Source organism: Pseudomonas sp. OF001, from assembly GCF_904426495.1.
Taxonomy (GTDB): domain Bacteria; phylum Pseudomonadota; class Gammaproteobacteria; order Pseudomonadales; family Pseudomonadaceae; genus Geopseudomonas.
Genome location: NZ_CAJGBM010000001.1, coordinates 430,388 through 445,226, shown reverse-complemented (window position 1 = coordinate 445,226; position 14,839 = coordinate 430,388). Strand labels below are relative to the sequence as shown.

Here is a 14,839-nt window from a genome sequence, read left to right as displayed (position 1 = left end):
CCTGCTGGGACTTGCGCTCCCCCCTCCGGAGCCACGCCCATGACCATCCGCCCCGCCACCCCCGCCGATCTCCCGGCCCTGTGCGACCTGCTCGCCCAGCTGTTCGCCCAGGAAGCCGAGTTCCGCCCCGACCGCGCCGCCCAGCAGCGCGGCCTGGCGGCGATCCTCGCCGATCCCGGGCTCGGCGCCCTCTTGGTCGCGGTCGAGGACGGCCGCGTCGTCGCCATGGTCAACCTGCTGTACACGGTGTCCACCGCGCTCGGCGCGCGGGTGGCGCTGCTCGAGGACATGGTGGTCGACGCCGGCGCGCGCGGCGCGGGGATCGGCTCGGCACTGCTGGAACACGCCATCGCCCATGCGCGGGCCAGCGGCTGCCGGCGCATCACCCTGCTCACCGACGACCACAACGTGGCGGCGCAGCGCTTCTACGCCCGCCATGGCTTCGCCCGTTCGCCGATGCGGCCGCTGCGCCGGGCGCTGTAGCGCGCGCCGTCGACTACGCTGCACAGGCTGGCGTGGCCGGCAGCCCGGCAATTCGCGGGGCGACCACGCCGCCCATCAGGCGGAGGAGACGAGCGATGTCCATCAGGTACTGGCTGCTGCTGGCCGGCGCGATGCTGGCCGGCCCGGGTTGCGCGCCGTGGTCCGGCACCGCGCAGGAGCGCGAGCTCCTCACCGTGCCGCTGGCGGCGACCCACCACAATGCCGGCAAGATCGCCCAGGCCACCCTGGTGGCCGAGGGCGAGCGCACCGGCATCTCCTTCATCATCGGCGGCGTCCCGGACGGCACCAGCCGGCCGGTGCACCTGTACACCTTCATCTACCCCGGCCGCTGCGACCGCCTCGGCCCCGAGCCGGCCTGGGAGATGAACCAGATCGTGCTCGCCGACCGCCTCGGCCGCGCCCAGGCCGGCTGGCGGCTGTCGAAGCGGGTGGAGGTGCCGCTGGCGCAGCTGCGCAGCGGCGGCTACAGCCTGCTGGTGCGCAACAGCCCCGCCGATGGCAGCTGGGACCTGTTCTGCGGCGAGATCGAATAGCCGGCAGCCACCTTCAGCCGTCCCCGGCGCGCCCCAGCAACGGCCCGAGCAGCGCGCACATGTTGCGCCAGTGCGAACCCTCCCAGTAGATGCGCTGGCAGGCGTCGCAGCCGAGAAAGCGCGAGTACAGCCAGGCGGCGCGCGGCGGCACGCGCGCACGGGCCAGCTCGGTGTCGAGCTCGTGCAGCGGCAGGTTGCAGTGCACGCACAGGGTGAACGGCCGCGCGCTGCGCGCCAGGTCGAGGCGCTCGAACAGTTCGCGCAGCTGCAGCGCCGGCTTGAGCGCGTGCACGTAGCAGCCGTGGCTGACGATGCGGCGCTTGAGCAGCTCGCGGTCGCGGGTCAGCACGATGCGCTGCTGCGCGGCGGCCAGCGCGGCGATCTGGCCGTCCTCGAAGTCGTTGTCGTACAGGGTGTCGAAGCCGCTCATGCGCAGCAGGCGGGCCAGGCCGCCGAGGTGGGCGTCGGCGATGAAGCGCAGCACGCGCAGCGGCCGGGCACGCACGCGCAGCAGCGGCGTGATGTCCAGGCTCTCGAAACGCGGGTAGACCGCCACCCGGTCGCCGTCGGCGAGCTGCCGGGCGAAGTCCACCGACTCGCCGTTGACCAGCACCAGCTCGACCTCGGTGTGCGGCACGCCGAGCGCCTCGATCATGTGCTTGACGGTGGCCGCGCGCGCGCATTCGCAGCTGAACGCCTGCCGCCGGCGCTCGGCCGGCAGGAAGTCGTTGAGTTCCTCGTAGAAGCGGAAGGTGGCGCTGACCATGGCGACGGAGTGGCAGGCAGCGCGCAGCGGCGGGCCGGAAAGAAACCGCCGGGTCGGCCCCTAGCGCCGGGCCGTGTCGGCCTGCCAGAGCTGCGCCGACGACTGCCCGCTGCGGGCGATCTCGCCGCACCAGTCGTGGCCGGCGAAGACCTGCTGCGCCCGCCGCGCGGCGGTCGGCACCCAGGGCACGCTGAGGCTCGCGTAGTCGCGGGTGTTGGACTGGCGGCCATTGGCGTCGTCGCGCTCGGCAAAGGCCAGCGTCACCGGCTGGGCCTCGCCGTCGGCCGCCTTCCAGCTGCAGATCATCAGGTAGCGCGGCAGCTCGCCGAGCGCGCGGATCGGCATCGCGCTTTCCACCTCCCGCTCGCTGCGCGCCCGGGCGACGGCGGAGGGATAGGGGCCATGGCTCATCAGCAGGACCTCGCCGGTCGCCTCCAGCCAGCCGAAGGTGGCGCTGGCCCCGGGCTCCTCCGGCGCCGTGGCGAACTGCAGGGCCGTGGACAGCCGGGCCCGCTGATACTCGGGGCTCACCGCCGACATGGCGAGAAAGCTGGCGTGGGCCTGCGGCGCCGCGGCCTCGGGCAATGCTTCGGCACGGACCTGCGCGGCTCCCGCCAGGGCGGCCAGCAACGCCGCGCCCAGCAGGAGGTGCGGCCGGCGCTGGGCAGGCGCGCTGACGGCGATGGCGCGGGGACGAACGGACGACGGCAGGGAACGTGGCATGACAGGCACCTCGCCAGCGGGACTCTTCGAGGAACGGTACCTAGGCAAGTAAAGTCGCCGCCGCAGGGGCCTGCAAGGACGCCGCACGCACCGATCGCCCGAGACTCCGGCAGCCGGCGCCTAAACTGAGCAAGAGATGTCCCGCCCTGTGCCCCGGAGGTCGCATGCCTGCCAGCGAGCCCAGCGAACTGGTCGAACTCGAACGCCTGATCGACAAGCTCGGCAACCCGCTGCAGGTGCGGGAGCTGTGCCGGGTCGAGGTCGAGGCGCGCAGCCTGCCGGTGTACGCGATCAGCCTGGGCAATCCCGCCCCCGGGGCACCGGCGGTCGGCTACTTCGGCGGCGTGCACGGCCTCGAGCGCATCGGCGCCAGCGTGGTGCTGGCCTTCCTGCGCAGCCTGGCGGCGCGCCTACGCTGGGATCCGCTGCTGCAGCAGCAACTCGAGCGCATGCGCATGGTGTTCATGCCGGTGGTCAATCCCGGCGGCCTGTGGCGCGGCACCCGCGCCAATCCGCAGGGCGTCGACCTGATGCGCAACGCGCCGGTCGAGGCGCAGCAGCGCGTGCCCTTCCTGGTCGGCGGCCAGCGCCTGAGCGCGCGCCTGCCCTGGTACCGCGGCCCGCACGATGCGCCGATGCAGGCGGAAAGCCAGGCGCTGTGCCGCCTGGTCGAGGAGGAGCTGCTCAGCCACCGCTTCAGCATCGCCGTGGACTGCCACTCCGGCTTCGGCCTCTGCGACCGCATCTGGTTTCCCTACGCCAGCACCCGCGCGCCCATCCCGCACCTGGCGGAGATGCACGCGCTGAGCGAGATCCTCGACCAGACCCACCGCCACCACACCTACCTGTTCGAGCCGCAGAGCTGCCAGTACCTCGCCCACGGCGACCTGTGGGACCACCTCTACCAGCGCGCCCTGAGCGATCCCGGGCGCGTGCACCTGCCGCTGACCCTGGAGATGGGCTCCTGGCTGTGGGTGAAGAAGAACCCGCGCCAGCTGCTGTCGCTGCAAGGCCTGTTCAACCCGCTGCTCGACCACCGCGAGGCGCGCGTGCTGCGCCGCCAGGTGGAATGGCTGGACTTCGTCGGTCGCGCCGCCTGCGGCCACCAGGGCTGGTGCCCGGTCGGCGAGGCGCGCGAACAGCATCGCCAGCAGGCCCTGCGCCGCTGGTATCCGTGGTGCTAGCCATGGCCACCTGGATCCTGCTGCGCGGCCTGACCCGCGAGAGCGGCCACTGGGGCGAGTTCCCCGCCCTGCTGGCGGCACGCCTGCCGCAGGCGCGCATCCTCGCCCTCGACCTGCCCGGCAACGGCGTGCGGCACCGGGAGCGCAGCCCGCTGCAGGTCGCGGCGATGGTCGACGACTGTCGCGCCCGCCTGGCCGCCGAGGGCGTCGACGGCCCCCTGCACCTGCTGGCCATGTCGCTGGGGGCGATGGTAGCGCTGGCCTGGGCCGCCGCCCATCCCGCCGAGGTGGCCGGCGCGGTGCTGATCAACGCCAGCTTCGCCGGACTCAGCCCCTTCTACCGGCGCCTGCGTCCGGCCGGCTACCCGCGACTGCTCGGCGTGCTGGCCGGCGGCGATGCCCGCGACAGGGAGGCGGCCATCCTGCGCCTGACCAGTGCACGCGCCGACCCGAGGGTGCTGGACGACTGGGTGGCGCTGCGCCGCCGCCACCCGGTCGCTCCCGGCAACGCCCTGCGCCAGCTGGCGGCGGCAGCGCGCTTCCGGCTGCCGGCGCAGCGCCCGGAGCCACCGCTGCTGCTGCTCAGCGGCGAGCGCGACGCGCTGGTCGATCCGCGCTGTTCGGCGCAGCTGGCGGCCCGCTGGCAGCTGCCGCACGCCCGGCATGCCGCCGCCGGCCACGACCTGCCGCTGGACGACGGCCCCTGGGTGGTCACGCGAATCGCCGAATGGCTTGACGCGCACGGCATGCCCATGCCGGAAATTCGACATTAAACCGCCGCCCATATAGCGTCACCAGATCACGAAATCTGTCAATTCCACCATCCACATGGGGACATCGCGGTTTCGGCCTTGATAAAATCGCCTCGCTCAAGCCAGCTGTTCGTTGAACGTCAATTTTCAGTCGTCAACTTGACTTGAAAGCGATTCTCAGCAAACTTGTCTGAGTTGTTCCCCGAAGGCCGAGGCGACAGGCGATATTCGCACCACCATCGGCCGGGGAAGGGAGGTTCACATGAGCGACGAAAGGATAATTCCCCTCCCGATCAAGCGCCCGGCCAACGATATAGAGCGCGCCCGCCGCGCCCGCGAGGAAGCCGAGATCGAGCGTGTCATTGCGGCACGCATGGCGCATCACGAGCGCTGGAATAACCAGCAAAGCGCACAGGTTCCCCAGGCCCAGGAGGCCCTGGTCAGGCTGCTGCAAGCGGCCCTGCACGGCACCGGCGACGGGCAGAGCGAAATCTGCCGAGACTTCCTGCTCGCCCTGTGGAAGGGCCAGGAGCATCCCTTCAACCTGTCGAAGCTGCAGCGCCTGGAAATCGAGCAGTGGCAGGACTGCATGGCGGTGCTGCAACTGCACCAGTTCTCCCTGTCGCCGATCCACCTCGCCATCCAGGACGGCGAACAGATCTGGCAGCGCCTGAAGATCGCCGAGCCGCAGGGCTGAACGCCGAACGGAGGCGTCCCCGCGACGCCCCCTATTCCAGCCCGCCGACGTAGCCGTCCAGCGGATATTCGATGCGGTAGTCGACACCGAAACGGGCGCTCTCGCCGGCGGCCAGCTTGCGCTCCCAGGCGACCACGCCGCGGCGCTGCTGCCAGCCCTGCTGCGTGGGCGCGGGGTCGAAGGCCGTGCGCACGCGCACTTCCTCGGAGCCGCTGACCGGCGAGGATTCGAGCAGCAGCACGTCCACCGGGCTCTTGTGGGTGTTGGTGAGGGTGAACACCTCGGCGACCCGCCGCTCGCGACGCTTGTCGAACACCCCGGTGCTGCCCGCCTGTCCCTCGACCTGGTCGACGGCCACGCGCAGCTGGTCGTCGCGGCCGAAGGAGAACACGAAGCGCTCGTTGCCGGCCGGATTCCAGTGGGCGTGGCCCACGTAGCTGCCATCGCGGAACAGCTGGACATCGCCGGGCAGCCAGACGCCCGCGGGACGCTCGGCCTCGGCCACCACCACAGCCGCCGGCTCCACGCGCGGCGCGACGCGCAGGTAATGGCGGGCGACCAGGCTCGAAGTGCCCAGGCTGACCGCCAGCGCACGACCGTCGGCCGGCAGGCTGACCGGCGTCGGCACCTCGAATTCGCTGGCGAAGGCACCGTGGCTGACGAAGCTCGGCGGCTGGAACCCCTCCTCGTCAGCGAGCGCCTCGCGCGCGGCGACGCCGGCCAGCGGCGCGGCGGGGGCCGGCATGGCCCGCGACTCCATCCTGGACAACTGCGCCGGCACCGGCGGCTGCCAGGTGAGCAGCCAGGGCTGCGGCTCGGGGGCGGCGGGCGACAGCCGCGGCTGGGTGGTGGACAGCGTCAGGCGCACGCCCTGCCAGTCCTCGCCGGTCCGCTGCGCCACGCTGGCCAGGCGCTCCAGCTCCAGGCGCGAGGCCGCGCTGTCCAGGCTCGCCCGGTAGGCCGGCTGCCAGCCGGCATTCGCCACCTGATAGCTGAGGCGCAGCTCGCCGGGGCGCTGCGCGCTGAGCTGCACGGTGACGCTGCGCATGTCGCGCGCCCCGCTGCGCAGGCCCTCCAGCTCGCGCTGCAGCACCTCGATCTGCTTGCCGAACTCGCGCTTCTCCACGTTCAGGCGCTGGATGGCGGCCAGCGATTCGCGCGCGCTCTGCCCGAGGGTCTGCACCAGTCCGGCGAGAATCTTGGGATCGTCGGGCAGGGCGGATGGCTCGCCTTCGCCGGAGCCGCCCGCACCGAAGCGCTCCAGGTAGCGCCCGACCAGCTCGGCCGCGGCGATCTCGGCATCGACTGCGGCCTGCCGGTCCTGCAGGGCGAGGATGCGCCCCTCCAGATCGGCCTCCGCCGGATTGAAGGCGTCGCCGCGCGCGGCGTCGCGGGTGACCACCTGGCCCACCCGCACGTGGGGGCCGGCCTCGGCGCGCAGGGTCTGCAGGTCGAACTGGGCCGGCAGGCCGGCGAACACCACCTCGGTCATCCCGGGGGTGACCTGCGCGGTCCGCACCACGGTGGCACTGCCCGGATGCAGCACCACCGCCGTGATCGGCGGCGCGCCCTCGGCCAGCACGCCGGTGCTGAGGCAGGCGGGAAACAGCAGGACTACGGCAGCTTGCAGGCGCATGGCGGGGCTCCTCCCCTGGCGGACGATGGCAGGCAGCACGCAGCACGGGTGGACTCACCCCGCCCACGCGCCTGCCCGGCCGCCGGAGGCTATGCCAGACGGCGCCGGGCTGTCCATGCGCCAGATCGCAGCCGTGCTCAGCGCCGCTTGCCGAGCAGCGAGCCCATCAGCCCGCGCACCAGCTCGCGGCCGATCTGGTTGGCGGCCTGGCGCACCGCGCTCTTCATCGCCTGGCCGACCGCGCTGCCGAGCAGCTCGCCGGCCATGTCGCCCAGCGACCTGTCCTGCGCCGCGGCCTGGCCTCTGCCGGCCGGCGCGGGCGCCTCCGACTGGGCGGCGCGGGCGCTGAGCAGCTCGTAGGCCGACTCGCGGTCCACCGGCCGGTCATAGCGCCCGGCCAGCGGCGAGGCACGCAGCAGCGCGGCGCGCTCGCTCTCGCCGAGCGGGCCGATGCGCGACTGCGGCGGGGCGATGGCCACCCGCTGCACCATGGCCGGGGTGCCCTTGTCCTCCAGGGTGCCGACCAGCGCCTCGCCGATGCCCAGTTCGGTGAGCACGGCCAGGCTGTCGAAAGCCGGATTGGGGCGGAAGCCGTCGGCCACCGCGCGCAGCGCCTTCTGCTCCCTGGCGGTGAAGGCGCGCAGGCCGTGCTGCACGCGCAGGCCGAGCTGGGCGAGGATGTCGTCCGGCAGGTCACCCGGCGACTGGGTGACGAAGTAGACGCCGACGCCCTTGGAGCGGATCAGCCGCACCACCTGCTCCAGGCGCTCCTGCAGCGCCTTCGGCGTGCCGGCGAACAGCAGGTGCGCCTCGTCGAAGAACAGCGCCAGCAGGGGCTGGTCGGCGTCGCCGCGCTCGGGCAGCTGCTCGAACAGCTCGGCCAGCAGCCAGAGCAGGAAGGTGGCGTAGACCTTGGGCGCCTCGTGCACCAGGCGGCTGGCGTCGAGCAGGTGGATGCGCCCGCGGCCGTCGGCCGCCGGCTGCAGCAGGTCCTCCAGCTGCAGTGCCGGCTCGCCGAACAGCGCCTCGGCGCCCTGCTGCTCGAGGGTCGCCAGCTTGCGCAGCAGGGCCTGGGCGGACGGCCCGGTGAACAGCGCGCGGTCCTCGCCGAGCAGTTCCGGGTTGCCCTGCAGGTGGTTGAGCAGCGCCTTGAGGTCCTTGAGATCGAGCAGCAGCAGGCCCTCGCGGTCGGCCACCCGGAAGGCGGCGTAGAGCGCGGCCTGCTGGCTGTCAGTGAGCTCCAGCAGCGCGCCGAGCAGCAGCGGGCCCATCTCGCTCAGGGTGGTGCGCAGCGGGTGGCCGCCCTGCCCGGCCACGTCCCACAGGGTCACCGGATAGGCCTGCGGCCGGTGGCCCAGCCAGGGCATGGCGGCGATGCGTTCGGCGATCTTGCCCTGCGGCGCGCCGGCGGCACCGAGGCCGCACAGGTCGCCCTTGATGTCGGCGGCGAACACCGCGACGCCGGCGTCGCTGAACTGCTCGACCAGGTGCTGCAGGGTGACGGTCTTGCCGGTGCCGGTGGCGCCGGCGATCAGGCCGTGGCGGTTGGCCAGGCGCAGCGCCTGGCCGACGGGCTGCCCGGCCGGATCGGCGCCGAGCAGCAGTTGACGATGTTCAGGCATGGTCCATTTCCCCCGCGGGTGATGGCGGTCGCGACCTGCCATCACCCGCGGGCGACCGGCCGCGCCTGCCGGTCGTCGTTCAGTCGTTCGACTTGCCCTTCTCGTGCTGGGCGAACTCCTTGACCGCGCGCAGCACGTCGTGGCGGCTGAGCATGCCGACCAGGCGGCCCTCCTCGAGCACCGGCAGGCGCTGGCGCTGGTCGAGCAGGAAGCCTTCGGCGGCCTTGATGATGTCGGCATCGGCGTCGATGGTATCCGGCACCACCGTCATGAAGCTGCCGACGGCACCGTGGGCATCGTCGAAGTAGGCGCCGGCCAGGATCGCGCGCAGGCAGTCGGCCTCGGACAGGATGCCGACCAGCTGGCCCTCGGCGTCCAGCACCGGCGCTCCGGCCAGTCCGTGTTCGAGCAGGCGGTTGATGGCGGTGAACAGGTCCATGTCCGGGCGGAAGGTCACCGGGTGGCGGGTCATGTAGTCGCGCACCTTGATCGACTTGAGCATGGTGTTTCTCCTCTGGTTCCTTGAAGGGTCGCGGCGGTGGCCTGTCAGTCGAACACCACGGTCTTGTTGTCGTGCACCAGCACCCGGTCCTCCAGGTGATAGCGTAGCCCGCGGGCCAGTACCCGCCGCTCCACGTCCTTGCCGATGCGCACCATGTCCTCGGCCTGCTGGCGGTGGGTGACCCGCGCCACGTCCTGCTCGATGATCGGGCCGGCGTCCAGTTCCTCGGTGACGTAGTGGCAGGTGGCGCCGATCAGCTTGACGCCGCGCTTGGCCGCCTGATGGTAGGGCTTGGCGCCGGCGAACGAGGGCAGGAAGCTGTGGTGGATGTTGATCACCCGCCCGGCGTAGTCCTGGCACAGGGTCGGCGGCAGGATCTGCATGTAGCGCGCCAGCACCACGCAGTCGGCCTGGTGCTCGGCGATCAGCCGGCTGACCTCCGCGAAGGCCGGCGCCTTGTCCTTCGGATCGACCGGCACGTGGAAGTAGGGAATGCCGTGCCACTCGACCATGCTGCGCAGGTCGTCGTGGTTGGAGATCACGCAGGGGATCTCGCAGTCCAGCTCGCCGCTGTGCCAGCGGTGCAGCAGGTCGGCCAGGCAGTGCGATTCACGGCTGGCCATCAGCACCACGCGCTTCTTCACCGCCGAGTCGTAGACCTGCCAGCGCATGCCGAACTCGCGGGCGATCGGCGCGAAGGCATGGCGGAACCCCTCGAGATCGAACGGCAGCGAGTCGGCGCGGATCTCGTGGCGCATGAAGAACCAGCCGTTGTCCAGGTCCGAATGATGGCTCGCCTCGGTGATCCAGCCGTTGTAGGTAGCCAGCAGGTTGCTGACCTTGGCCACGATGCCGACGCGGTCGGGGCAGGCGATGACCAACCGGAAAGTACGCATGGGGTAACTCCGCAAACATCGAAAGGGGGCATTCTATCCAGCCGCACGGAAAACTACAGCCGCGCCGCGGTCACGCCTTGCGCCCGTTGGCCGCAGACAAGGCCGCCCGGCAGCACCGGGCGGCCCCGGCAGATACATGCGAGAACTTGCAAGAGTTTCCGCACTTGTCTTTCCCGGCACTAAGCCATGCCCTCGGCGCCCCCCTCTACATGCCTCGCCAATATCTCCGCCCGCCCGCGACAACTTCGCCCGTTATTTTTACCAAATATTCCGCGAGGCGCTCCGCGCTATTTACTTGGCATTGAGCTGTGCCTATTATCCATTCACCGCCGTAGTTCCTGCAGACCCGTTTCCCAAGGAAAAAGACAATGTCCCTGATCAACGAATATCGCACGACCGAAGCTGCCATCAAGCAACTGCAGGAGCGCCTGCAAGCCCTCAAGCTGGACGACAAGCTGCAGAAGGAACTGGACTTCGAAGCCAAGCTGCGCGAACTGATGGCCGAATATGGCAAGTCGCTACCGGACATCCTCGCCCTGCTCGACGCCGAAGGCAAAGTTGCCAAGGCCGGCCGCCCGGCCCGTGCCGCCAAAGTTGAAGCCCCGGCCAAGCGCACCCGCAAGGTCAAGCAGTACAAGAACCCGAACACCGGTGAAACCATCGAGACCAAGGGCGGCAACCACAAGACCCTGAAGGAGTGGAAAGCCACCTGGGGCAACGATACCGTGGAAAGTTGGGCGACCATCCTCGACTGATTGCCGGCATTTCCTGCAGGGCAATAAAAAACGCCAGCCGAGCTGGCGTTTTTTATTGCCGCGAAATCGTCCGCCCGCTGCCGCTCAGGCCACTGCGTAGCGCTGGCGCAAGCCCTGCGCATGGGCCTGCCAGGCCGCGAGCAGGGCCTGCTGGCGCGGATCGCAGGCCGGCAGCAGTTCCGTCACGGCCTGTTCGAACTCGGCCAGGGTATTGGGCGCCCCGGCGCGACTGTCGCTCAGCCGCCGGCGACAGAACTCCTGCCAGCACTGCTGTTCGGGCACGCTCAATGTCTGCGGAAAGTTGCGCGCGCGATAACGGAACAGCAACTCCTCGAGACGCTCGTCGGCAAACAGCCCATGGCGTTCGGCGAGTCGCGCCGGGTCACTTTCGCGCACCTGGATACACAGGCCGCGGTCGCGGTCGCCAATAAAGCCGTCATACAGGCGCTGCTCCGGATCCTCGCTGGCGGCAAAACCGTTTTCCGCATAGATCGCCGGCAACTTTTCCCGCCATGCCGCCTGCCGCTGTTCCAGCACGCGCCCCCGATCCAGACAGGCCGACATATCCAGCGCCAGGCGCTGGCAGTCCTCCTCGCGCAACACCTTGAGCGGCGCCAGCACCGGGCAACGATTGATCTGTACCAGTTTCAGCGGTACCGGCAGTTCGCCATCGCCCAGTTCTTCGCGGCGGGTATACAGGCGCGTGGCGAGAACTTCCGCCGGCAACTCCAGCAGCGGGGCGATATCGGCCTGCAGATCGCAGACGATCAGTGCATTGCGATTGCGTGGATGCCAGGCCAGCGGCAATACCACGGAGAGGAAATGGCGCTCGGCGGAAAAGCGCCCGGATATGTGCACCAGCGGTTGCAGAAGGCGGATCTGTTCCATCACCCGCTGCTTGCTGCGCAACTGATAACACCAGTCGTACAGGCGCGGCTGGCGTTCGCACAGCAGCCGCGCCAGGGCGATGGTGGCGCGCACGTCGGCCAGGGCGTCGTGGGCCTGGCCGTGGTCGATGCCGTTGGCTGCGGTCAGCCGCTCCAGCTTCAGGGTCACTCGCCCGTCCTCCTGCGGCCACTCGATGCCCTGCGGGCGCAGGGCGTAGGCGCTGCGCAGCAGGTCGATCAGGTCCCAGCGGCTGTTGCCGCCCTGCCACTCGCGGGCGTAGGGATCGAAGAAGTTGCGGTACAGGCTGTAGCGGGTGACCTCGTCGTCGAAGCGCAGGCTGTTGTAGCCGGCGGTGCAGGTGCCGGGGCGCGCCAGCTCGGCGTGCAGGCGGGTCATGAACTCGGCCTCGCCGAGGCCGTGGCGCTCCAGGTGGCCGGGGGCGATGCCGGTGATCAGGCAGGACATCGGGTGCGGCAGGATATCGTCGCTCGGCCGGCAATACAGGTTGAGCGGCTCGCCGATCTCGTTGAGCGCCTCGTCGGTACGGATCCCCGCCACCTGCAGCGGCCGGTCGCGGCGCGGGTCGATGCCGGTGGTTTCGTAGTCGTACCAGAAGATGCTCGCGGTCACGGGATCGGCTCCAATTGGCAGGGGCGCGCAGTCTAGCGCGAATCGTCCGGCGGTCGGGACCGTTGCGACGCGGCGGCGCCACACCGGGAAAGCCGACCTGGCTCGCAAAGCTGCGCACCTGCGCGCCAGCCGCCTTGCCGGGGCCGGGACGGCCGACTAGCATCCCGGCGTTCCCATCACGCCTCGCAAGGACCCTGGCATGAACAGCATCCCCGCCGCCAATCCGTTCGCCCCGCCGCGCAGCGACCTGCTGCACAGGCCCGACCCTGCGCAGCCGGCCCCCAGCATCGAGGAGGCCCTCGCCCGCGGCTACGACTTCTCCATCGGCGGCCTGCTCGGCGAGGCCTGGGGCAACACCCGCGGCATCAAGTGGCCGATCATCGCCGGCTTCCTGGCCTTCTACGCGGTGCTGTTCGCCGCCGCCTTCGTGCTGGCGTTCATCCTCGCCGGCGCCGGGCTGATCGGCCACGACAGCCTGCTCGCCGGGGTGGCGGGACAGCTGCTGCTCAGCCTGCTGATCGGCGTGCTCACCTATCCGTTCTTCGCCGGCATCCTGATGATCGGCATCCGCCGGGCGGCGCAGCAGCCGGTCGGCGTCGGCCTGGTGTTCGGCTACTTCGGTCATACCCTGGCGCTGGCCATCACCGGCATGCTGGTCACTGTCCTGGTCTACCTCGGCACCCTGTTGCTGATCCTTCCCGGCATCTATCTGGGCGTCGCCTACCTGCTGGCCATGGCCCTGGTGGTCGAGCGCGGCCTGAGCCCCTGGCAGGCCATGGAAGCCTCGCGCCAGGCCATCAGCCAGCACTGGTTCAAGGTGTTCGGCCTGCTCCTGCTGCTCGGCGCGATCCTGCTGGTCAGCGCCCTGCCGCTGGGCATCGGCCTGATCTGGAGCCTGCCGCTGTCGGTGGCGGCGCTCGGCGTACTGTACCGGGAGATCTTCGGCGTGCTGCCGACCGCCGACTGAACGCGCCCCCGCCCGCGGCACCCGGACGCAGGCGGTTGCCTCGCGCCGCCGCGCCTCGCTAGCATCGCCAATCCCAGCCCCGAGCAGCCCGCCGCCATGCCCCCAGCCATATCCGCCAGCCCGCTGCTGGACACCCGCCTGCGGGTGGAAACCCCGGAGGGGGTCGACCTGCTGCTGTCGCCCGCCGGCCCGCTGGTGCGCGCCCGCGCCTTCGGCGTCGACCTGGCCCTGCGCGCCGCCCTGTCGCTGCTGGTCATCAGTCTGCTCGGCCGCCTCGGCGAACTGGGCGTCGGCCTCGGCCTGATCCTGCTGTTCCTGCTCAACTGGTGGTACATGGTGCTGTTCGAAGTGCTCAACCAGGGGCGCTCGCCCGGCAAGCAGCTGCTCGGCCTGCGCGTGGTGCACGAGGACGGCACCCCGGTCGGTTGGGGCGCCGCGCTGCTGCGCAACCTGCTGCGCTTCGTCGACATGCTGCCGCTGGGCTACTGCTGCGGCCTGCTCGCCAGCCTGGCCAGTCCACGCTTCCAGCGCCTCGGCGACCTTGCCGCCGGCACCCTGGTGATCCACCGCCAGCGCCCGCCGGCGCCGCTGCCGGGCGAGCCGGTGGCGCCGCTGCCGGCGCCCTTCCCCCTGCGTGCCGAGGAGCAGCGCGCCCTGCTCGCCTTCGACGAGCGCCGGCGCCAGCTGTCGCCGGCGCGCCGCGAGGAGCTGGCCGGCCTGCTCGCCCCGGTGCTCGGCGTGTCGCCGGACGAGGCCCCGCTGCGCCTGCAGCGCATCGCCGCCGGCCTGCGGGGCGAACCATGAGACAGGCGCAGTTCGAGGCCCTTCACCGGAGCCAGTGGCAGGCCCTCGAGGGCCAGCTCAGGCTGCTGGAGCAAGGCAAGTCACTCGAGTCGCTGGCCGGTGCCTTCGCCGCCGACTATCGGCGCCTGTGCCAGCAGCTGGCCCTGGCGCAGAGCCGCGCCTACAGTCCCAACCTGGTCGAATACCTGCAGCAGCTGGTCCTGCGCGCCCACCAGCAGCTGTACCGCCCCCCTCGCGGCCTCGGTCCGCGCCTGCTCGGCTTCCTGCTCGGCGGCTTCCCGCGCCAGGTCCGCGCCGCCTGGCGCAGCATCCTGCTCGCCAGCCTGCTGTTCTACGGCAGCCTGCTGGGCATGGGCCTGCTGGTCTACCTGTTCCCCGAACTGATCTACAGCCTGCTGTCGCCGCAGCAGGTGGCGAAGATGGAGCTGATGTACGACCCCGACTCCAGCCGCCTCGGCCCCTGGACCGGGCGCGGCAGCGGCGACGACTGGCTGATGTTCGGCTACTACATCATGAACAACATCGGCATCGCCTTCCAAACCTTCGCCAGCGGCCTGCTGCTTGGCATCGGCTCGCTGTTCTTCCTGCTCTACAACGGCCTCAACATCGGCGCCATCGCCGGCCACCTGATCCGCATCGGCTACGACGAAACCTTCCTCGGCTTCGTCGTCGGCCATGGCGCTTTCGAGCTGACTGCCATAACCTTCGCCGGCGCCGCCGGCCTGCAGCTGGGCGGCGCCCTGCTGATGCCCGGACCGCGCAGCCGCCGCGCCGCCCTGCGCAGTGCCGCGCGCGGCTGCGTCGGCCTGCTCGCCGGGGTGATCGGCCTGCTGCTGATCGCCGCCTTCGTCGAGGCCTACTGGTCGTCGGTCACCCGCTTTCCGGTGACCGTCAAGTACACCGTCGGCATCGCGCTGTGGCTGCTGGTCGGCGCCTACTTCGGCCTCGGCGGGCGTCGCCGCTGACTGGATCGATCGAAC

At 70.8% G+C, this 14,839-nt stretch carries 16 protein-coding genes; 9 read left to right on the top strand and 7 right to left on the bottom strand.

The window, feature by feature from the left end; translation table 11 throughout:
• Positions 1-39: 39 nt before the first annotated feature.
• Both RA210_RS02055 and RA210_RS02050 read left to right on the top strand, forming a co-directional pair.
• Positions 40-483 carry a GNAT family N-acetyltransferase gene (locus RA210_RS02055; protein ID WP_201485217.1) on the top strand — a complete coding sequence of 148 codons (444 nt, stop codon included), beginning with the start codon at positions 40-42 and terminating at the stop codon, positions 481-483.
• Positions 484-578: 95 nt separating this feature from the next.
• Positions 579-1,037, top strand: a complete 459-nt coding sequence (locus RA210_RS02050) for a hypothetical protein (RefSeq protein ID WP_201485216.1) — start codon at positions 579-581, stop codon at positions 1,035-1,037.
• A gap of 13 nt (positions 1,038-1,050) precedes the next feature.
• On the opposite strand, the gene RA210_RS02045 is transcribed toward RA210_RS02050, so the two are convergent.
• Positions 1,051-1,803, bottom strand: coding sequence for a Mut7-C RNAse domain-containing protein (locus RA210_RS02045; protein WP_201485215.1), 753 nt, complete (start codon positions 1,801-1,803; stop codon positions 1,051-1,053).
• 60 nt (positions 1,804-1,863) lie between these two features.
• Positions 1,864-2,526: a hypothetical protein gene (locus tag RA210_RS02040; RefSeq protein ID WP_201485214.1), complete on the bottom strand. Its 663-nt coding sequence runs from the start codon at positions 2,524-2,526 to the stop codon at positions 1,864-1,866.
• Between the two features lie 164 nt (positions 2,527-2,690).
• Between RA210_RS02040 and RA210_RS02035 the strand changes: the two genes are divergently transcribed.
• From RA210_RS02035 to RA210_RS02025, 3 genes are all read left to right on the top strand, one after another.
• Positions 2,691-3,710 (top strand): M14 family zinc carboxypeptidase, encoded by a 1,020-nt coding sequence (locus tag RA210_RS02035; protein ID WP_136491308.1) that lies wholly within the window; start codon positions 2,691-2,693, stop codon positions 3,708-3,710.
• Positions 3,711-3,712: 2 nt separating this feature from the next.
• Positions 3,713-4,483 (top strand): alpha/beta fold hydrolase, encoded by a 771-nt coding sequence (locus tag RA210_RS02030; protein WP_201485213.1) that lies wholly within the window; start codon positions 3,713-3,715, stop codon positions 4,481-4,483.
• A gap of 241 nt (positions 4,484-4,724) precedes the next feature.
• The gene (locus tag RA210_RS02025) at positions 4,725-5,159 is read left to right on the top strand and encodes a DUF7673 family protein (protein WP_136491310.1); all 435 of its coding nucleotides are present in this window, start codon (positions 4,725-4,727) and stop codon (positions 5,157-5,159) included.
• A gap of 31 nt (positions 5,160-5,190) precedes the next feature.
• On the opposite strand, the gene RA210_RS02020 is transcribed toward RA210_RS02025, so the two are convergent.
• The 4 genes from RA210_RS02020 to purU form a co-directional block, all read right to left on the bottom strand.
• Positions 5,191-6,795, bottom strand: a complete 1,605-nt coding sequence (locus RA210_RS02020) for a mucoidy inhibitor MuiA family protein (RefSeq protein ID WP_201485212.1) — start codon at positions 6,793-6,795, stop codon at positions 5,191-5,193.
• Between the two features lie 137 nt (positions 6,796-6,932).
• Positions 6,933-8,417: a helicase HerA-like domain-containing protein gene (locus RA210_RS02015; RefSeq protein WP_201485211.1), complete on the bottom strand. Its 1,485-nt coding sequence runs from the start codon at positions 8,415-8,417 to the stop codon at positions 6,933-6,935.
• A gap of 79 nt (positions 8,418-8,496) precedes the next feature.
• Positions 8,497-8,919, bottom strand: a complete 423-nt coding sequence (locus tag RA210_RS02010) for a CBS domain-containing protein (RefSeq protein WP_201485210.1) — start codon at positions 8,917-8,919, stop codon at positions 8,497-8,499.
• 44 nt (positions 8,920-8,963) lie between these two features.
• Entirely contained in the window at positions 8,964-9,815 is an 852-nt protein-coding gene (gene purU, locus RA210_RS02005; RefSeq protein ID WP_201485209.1) for a formyltetrahydrofolate deformylase, read from the bottom strand.
• A gap of 368 nt (positions 9,816-10,183) precedes the next feature.
• Between purU and mvaT the strand changes: the two genes are divergently transcribed.
• Positions 10,184-10,570 (top strand): histone-like nucleoid-structuring protein MvaT, encoded by a 387-nt coding sequence (gene mvaT / locus RA210_RS02000; protein ID WP_136491315.1) that lies wholly within the window; start codon positions 10,184-10,186, stop codon positions 10,568-10,570.
• Between the two features lie 84 nt (positions 10,571-10,654).
• On the opposite strand, the gene sbcB is transcribed toward mvaT, so the two are convergent.
• Positions 10,655-12,088, bottom strand: coding sequence for an exodeoxyribonuclease I (sbcB, locus tag RA210_RS01995; RefSeq protein ID WP_201485208.1), 1,434 nt, complete (start codon positions 12,086-12,088; stop codon positions 10,655-10,657).
• 199 nt (positions 12,089-12,287) lie between these two features.
• Here sbcB and RA210_RS01990 point away from each other — a divergent pair, with 199 nt between their 5' ends.
• From RA210_RS01990 to RA210_RS01980, 3 genes are all read left to right on the top strand, one after another.
• Complete coding sequence (locus RA210_RS01990) at positions 12,288-13,055, top strand: hypothetical protein (protein ID WP_136491317.1); 768 nt, start codon at positions 12,288-12,290, stop codon at positions 13,053-13,055.
• A 96-nt stretch (positions 13,056-13,151) separates the two neighbouring features.
• Positions 13,152-13,859 (top strand): RDD family protein, encoded by a 708-nt coding sequence (locus tag RA210_RS01985; RefSeq protein ID WP_201485207.1) that lies wholly within the window; start codon positions 13,152-13,154, stop codon positions 13,857-13,859.
• Positions 13,856-14,824 carry a stage II sporulation protein M gene (locus RA210_RS01980; protein ID WP_201485206.1) on the top strand — a complete coding sequence of 323 codons (969 nt, stop codon included), beginning with the start codon at positions 13,856-13,858 and terminating at the stop codon, positions 14,822-14,824. Before RA210_RS01985 ends, RA210_RS01980 begins: the two co-directional genes overlap by 4 nt.
• Positions 14,825-14,839 lie beyond the last annotated feature (15 nt).